Source organism: Abiotrophia sp. HMSC24B09, assembly GCF_001815865.1.
GTDB lineage: Bacteria > Bacillota > Bacilli > Lactobacillales > Aerococcaceae > Abiotrophia.
Window position 1 is genome coordinate 51,494 of the sequence record NZ_KV822210.1, and the last position, 4,624, is coordinate 56,117.

Consider the following 4,624-nt stretch of genomic DNA (forward strand, 5'->3'; position numbering starts at 1 on the left):
AAAACACCCTGCCCTCAGGCAAGGTGCTTAAGAGATTATTCCTTAACAAAGGAAACCTGATCCAACTTAAAGCCCTTTTCTGAGACCTCAGTCAAGGTCAGGACTTCTTCACCCAGTAAGCGAACCCGAATAGTGCCTTCTGACTGGCTCAGTTCTGGCTTAGTTAGCCGCAGATAGATGGTCCCTGTCTCTCTAACATGGGCGTAGAGACCGGACACTTGATTCTCCAGGACTTCTACCATCTTATCTGGTTCTACTTCTTGGCCTAGGGCTTTCTGATAGGCGGCCACATCCAGCCCCAGTTCTTGGCGCGTTTTCTCGATTTCCTGGCTAGTCATGCCGGGTTTAATCTTCTTAGCTAGCGCTCGCTGGTTGACGGTCATTAAAGTTTGGAAGGCTTGACTTTGCTTAGCTAGTTGCTCAGCATCAATCTCAAGCTCCATACCGGTGTCCGTGACACTTACCTTCTTAACGAGATGGGCAGATTGCGCTTGATAAGTCCCTGACAAGGCATTAGACTGAGCCAGGGCTAGACTAGGCGTGAGAAAGGATAGGACTAGCAGGAAAGTTGCTACTATATTACTCACTAACTTCCGTTTGGTTCGGCAAGAGATGCCAACCTGTTGAAACAACTCCGTTGTAAACTGCATACCATGCATAATTTCTTCCTCCTAATCCTGGTCGCCGCTCTAAATATCTAAAGGACAGCGTTCCTTGATAAACTCCGTCATTATAACTGTAATAGTATTGATATGAATATGGATATTCACCATACCCAAGTAGAACTTCAACTGTTTTGTATTTAGTATATGACAATACTTGCTCGTCGGTTTGACTAGGTGTTTGCGCATAAACATTCTGGGCAAAAAACATTGAGAACACGGTCAACCCTAAGAAGATGAATTTTAATCGTTTCATTTTATTGCACCTCACTCATCCAATAAATCAGTTCTTGTTGGCATAGGCAATGGACTTCTGACAGGGTAAACCCATCCCTCGTATTCAGACCAATTGCCTAGGCTTGCTGCTGCGACATAAGATTTTCTTTGCAAGTAGCCATGGAAATACCCATCATTAAAATAGATAGTATATGGCCCATAGCCCCAAACTAAATAGCCGGTTTTCCACATTCTTCGAATATTTTGAGTAGTAACATTAAGAGAAGCATCTTCGTTTGGTAGAGCTTCTGCTGAAGCTGTTAGAGAATGATTAGATGTAATAAGGGCTAATAAGCAAAACGATAGATATAATACTTTTTTCAATTTAAACACCCTTTCTTCAGCGAAACATGGAAAGCAACATGGTTGAACAACTACAAACATTTAGAAATTTATCATCTATAGCTCATTTTAATCACCTCTTGATTTAATTTTGTTTTCATTATATACTAGGAGTAATATTTTGAGGTGCTTTTTTTCCTGAACGTAATATTTTACGTCCTAAACGTTATCAAATTAAGCATTCTTCACTTGAAATAACATAGGGGGTAAACCTATGAAGCAAACTAAAATCCCTATCTTTATATGTGAACCAGATATTAAAGACCGTCAGAGGCTTACTTCACTATTATCGCATTTCTTCATGATATCAGATCCACCCTTAACAATTGCGTATGAAGGTGATCAACCGCATGAATTGCTTAGGACTATGAATGATTATTCGATTTCTGGGATTTTCTTTTTATCTATTGATATATTGAAAGATTTCGATGGTGTTCTTTTAGGTAAAGAAATACGAGACAAAGACGATTTAGCCAAAATTATTTATATCTCTAAACACCCAAACGGTATTTATAAGGTAGCAAGTAATAAGATTCAAGCCCTAGATTTTATCATAAAGGACTGCACAGAATCGTATTTAGCCCCTTATTCTGCCTTGGCTACCCGAATAATCGATGCCCTCACCGTCGCTTATCAAAGATTGTTAACGAATCATCCTGGAAAAATAGCTTTCACGTATAAGCAAAATGGGAATGTTTATTCTATCCCGTTTCCTAAGATAATCTCATTTGAAACAGGTCCCGAAGCGCATCAAATTACAATGTGGACCACAGAAAGAAAATACAGTTTTTATGGTACGCTAAGCGGTGTATTGTCAAAAATGCCCCAGCAGTTTATACGTATTAGTCGCTCTGAAGTTGTAAATCTTCATCATGTGTCTACCGCGCAATTGGGTGGCAAATTATTGACTCTCTCTGATAGTCGTAGTGCTTATATCGCAACGCGATACCTGCTCTCTGTAAAACGAGCACTCCAGTCGTGAATGATGAGTAGTTGAAATTCGGCAAGGAGCGACTAATCTGAACTTTACGGTTAATACGGATAAAGTTGCACACATCCCCTGATTACCCGGAGCGATGCCAAGAAGTGCCACTTATATGAAGATTAAGGGTAGTAGCTGCTAGCTAAGCATACTCTGAATAAGCACAAAGAAGAATACAAACATGTGATTGCTATGGGTTTGGTAGTTTGGGGTAGGTTAGCAATTTTCCTGCCCGGAGGTATTAGCGATAATGCGGAGAGGGTTAGTTATAGGACTTAAAAAGTAAAATTGTAAAACACATTAAACTTTAATCGCACTGATTGGATGGGTGTGGTATAATAAAATGTACTAGGAGGGGAGATAACTATGAGTGAGGAAACTGTAAAAGAGTATTTTTTTGAGAATGTAAATGACTTAATTAAAATGATTTATGCATCGAATCAAAATATATCTGTTATCCGACTTCAGAAAGCATTATATTTCTTGTTTGCATATTATGGAGCGACATATGGTAGCCTTGAAAGTGATTCAGAAAATGGGGAAAACTTAACTGGGGTAGATAAGAAATATCCAAAATATTTATTTGATGAACAGTTTGAGGCATGGAGATATGGCCCTGTAATCAAAAGAATATATGCGGCAGAGAAAAATGGTGAGTATGACGAGTACGGTAAAGACAGTGAACTCGAAGGTGCTGACTATGATAGGGATGTCCTGAAATTTCTAGATGAGGTACTTGTACAAATTAACGACATGAGTGATTTTGCTCTTGTTAATCGTTCGCATCAAGATGAGGCATGGAAGAGTAAGTTCGTAGAAGGTACCAAGTTCATTAAGATGAATCGGGATGCTATCATAGAAGAATACAAGAAAAACTATGAGTAATTTTAGTGTTCCAGGATTAAAACAAGAAAGCAAAGTTCAGAGCCCGGGGTTAGCCGCTGGGGTTACCAACGTTGGTGAAAAGCGAGTTGCAAATAATTTAAACATACCTGAAAAAGATTATTCAGTTGAATGGTATGATAGTGGCGCTAAGAATTCTGTAAATTTACCTAACGAATTTTTTATAAATTTCGTAAAAGATGATAAAATAGATAGAGATTTCTATGCTCAAACAATGATTGAGAGATTTAATGAGGATGCTAGTTTTGAATTTTTAAAAGACCCTAGCCCAGTAAAACTTCGTAATAAGCATGTCAGAGAAAAGGAAATTTTAAGTCACTACTTTGGGCTGGATGATACTCAAGAGCTAGATCACCTAGTAAAGTACAGGGTAGTAAGTAATTTTGCGGACTCTATTCAAGATACTTCTGGTGCAGCGAGAGTTGTTGCATACAGAGATACTAATGAGCATGCGTTTAAGATTATTTTTTTAGATCCATATCACTTGTTCTTACCAAGTAAGCACAAGGGAGTAGATAAAGCTGTGATGATGAAACAAACTTACCAAAAGCATAGTGGCTGTCATCTGTGCCTAAGTAAATGTATCAAGAACTGATAAGAAGGTGGTTACCACCTTCTTTTATTGTTTATCTTAGTAGTTGGCGATTACTATTGGCTTTAATAAGACAAGTTTGAGGTGGGCAAAGTACTGAATTCATTGATTCGAGGGAGGCCAACTATTCAATGAACACGGGAACGATTAATAACGTGTGGACGGGGCAGGTACTTTATAGCGGTGGAGTCTTAGTTTTAGTATGCCGAAAGGAGAGTTATTTCCCTGAAATTATAAAAGACACTCAATTCCAGAACAAATAGGGAGTAGATTTGGGTAATTAAGTGTTTGAAGGTGAGAGTTAGTACAAAAGTATAATACGGTATAGCGATTAAAATAATGAGAAACAAAATGGACACGTACTCATCATGGCGCTCACTAAATCTGATTTGTCGCCATTCCCCTCAGCGCAGCCGGGCATTGGTGGTCGAGCGTAATTGCGCTAGCAATGAAGCCGGGAACGCGCCGATGACCGGCTGCGCTGAGGGGAATGAGTTGGAGCCAAAACAAAAAGGCGCCACGAATGTGGCACCTAGAGTAAGTCTTCTTTTCTAGCCTAGCGGATGGCTTAGTATATTGCAGTTGAGATTATATTGTTTGTTAGACGGTATGTCTTACGACTAAGTGCTTGCTTACCTTACCATTTACCTTACCTGACTGCCAATAACAGGTGGTAAATAGCGATTACTTTGAAGATATAATGTAGATATGATGCGGGTAAAACCGCATGACAACGCATGATAAATTGGCACATAAGAAACCAGGTCTTAAGAAAGCTCGTAAAGCTAGCCAATTCTCAAAACGTTAATTATCAGCGATATATCAACGTTTGTGGAACACCCTACACTCTGTGTGGGGTGTTTTTTT

6 protein-coding genes are annotated in these 4,624 nt (G+C 39.1%); 3 read left to right on the forward strand and 3 right to left on the reverse strand.

Annotation, left to right across the window (positions count from 1 at the left end):
- Positions 1 to 35: 35 nt before the first annotated feature.
- Genes HMPREF3093_RS06505 through HMPREF3093_RS09725 form a run of 3 tightly spaced genes read right to left on the reverse strand, consistent with a single transcriptional unit; the run spans position 36 to position 1,262 of the window.
- Positions 36 to 587 carry a hypothetical protein gene (locus HMPREF3093_RS06505; RefSeq protein ID WP_143227675.1) on the reverse strand — a complete coding sequence of 184 codons (552 nt, stop codon included), beginning with the start codon at positions 585 to 587 and terminating at the stop codon, positions 36 to 38.
- On the reverse strand, positions 580 to 918 hold the full coding sequence (locus HMPREF3093_RS09720) for a hypothetical protein (RefSeq protein ID WP_143227676.1): 339 nt from the start codon (positions 916 to 918) through the stop codon (positions 580 to 582). The genes HMPREF3093_RS06505 and HMPREF3093_RS09720 overlap by 8 nt, the downstream gene beginning before the upstream one ends.
- A gap of 11 nt (positions 919 to 929) precedes the next feature.
- Positions 930 to 1,262 carry a hypothetical protein gene (locus tag HMPREF3093_RS09725; RefSeq protein WP_143227677.1) on the reverse strand — a complete coding sequence of 111 codons (333 nt, stop codon included), beginning with the start codon at positions 1,260 to 1,262 and terminating at the stop codon, positions 930 to 932.
- A gap of 232 nt (positions 1,263 to 1,494) precedes the next feature.
- On the opposite strand from HMPREF3093_RS09725, the gene HMPREF3093_RS06510 reads away from it, so the two are divergent.
- From HMPREF3093_RS06510 to HMPREF3093_RS06520, 3 genes are all read left to right on the forward strand, one after another.
- Complete coding sequence (locus HMPREF3093_RS06510) at positions 1,495 to 2,262, forward strand: LytR/AlgR family response regulator transcription factor (RefSeq protein WP_070756191.1); 768 nt, start codon at positions 1,495 to 1,497, stop codon at positions 2,260 to 2,262.
- A 366-nt stretch (positions 2,263 to 2,628) separates the two neighbouring features.
- The gene (locus HMPREF3093_RS06515) at positions 2,629 to 3,147 is read left to right on the forward strand and encodes a Panacea domain-containing protein (protein ID WP_070756192.1); all 519 of its coding nucleotides are present in this window, start codon (positions 2,629 to 2,631) and stop codon (positions 3,145 to 3,147) included.
- Positions 3,140 to 3,760, forward strand: coding sequence for a hypothetical protein (locus tag HMPREF3093_RS06520; protein WP_070756193.1), 621 nt, complete (start codon positions 3,140 to 3,142; stop codon positions 3,758 to 3,760). The genes HMPREF3093_RS06515 and HMPREF3093_RS06520 overlap by 8 nt, the downstream gene beginning before the upstream one ends.
- Positions 3,761 to 4,624 lie beyond the last annotated feature (864 nt).

Bases quoted from the DNA above. Each gene is read 5' to 3' on its own strand.
- HMPREF3093_RS09720 (WP_143227676.1), bottom strand. From the start codon at position 918: ATGAAACGATTAAAATTCATCTTCTTAGGGTTGACCGTGTTCTCAATG.
- HMPREF3093_RS06510 (WP_070756191.1), top strand. From the start codon at position 1,495: ATGAAGCAAACTAAAATCCCTATCTTTATATGTGAACCAGATATTAAA.
- HMPREF3093_RS06515 (WP_070756192.1), top strand. From the start codon at position 2,629: ATGAGTGAGGAAACTGTAAAAGAGTATTTTTTTGAGAATGTAAATGAC.
- HMPREF3093_RS06520 (WP_070756193.1), top strand. From the start codon at position 3,140: ATGAGTAATTTTAGTGTTCCAGGATTAAAACAAGAAAGCAAAGTTCAG.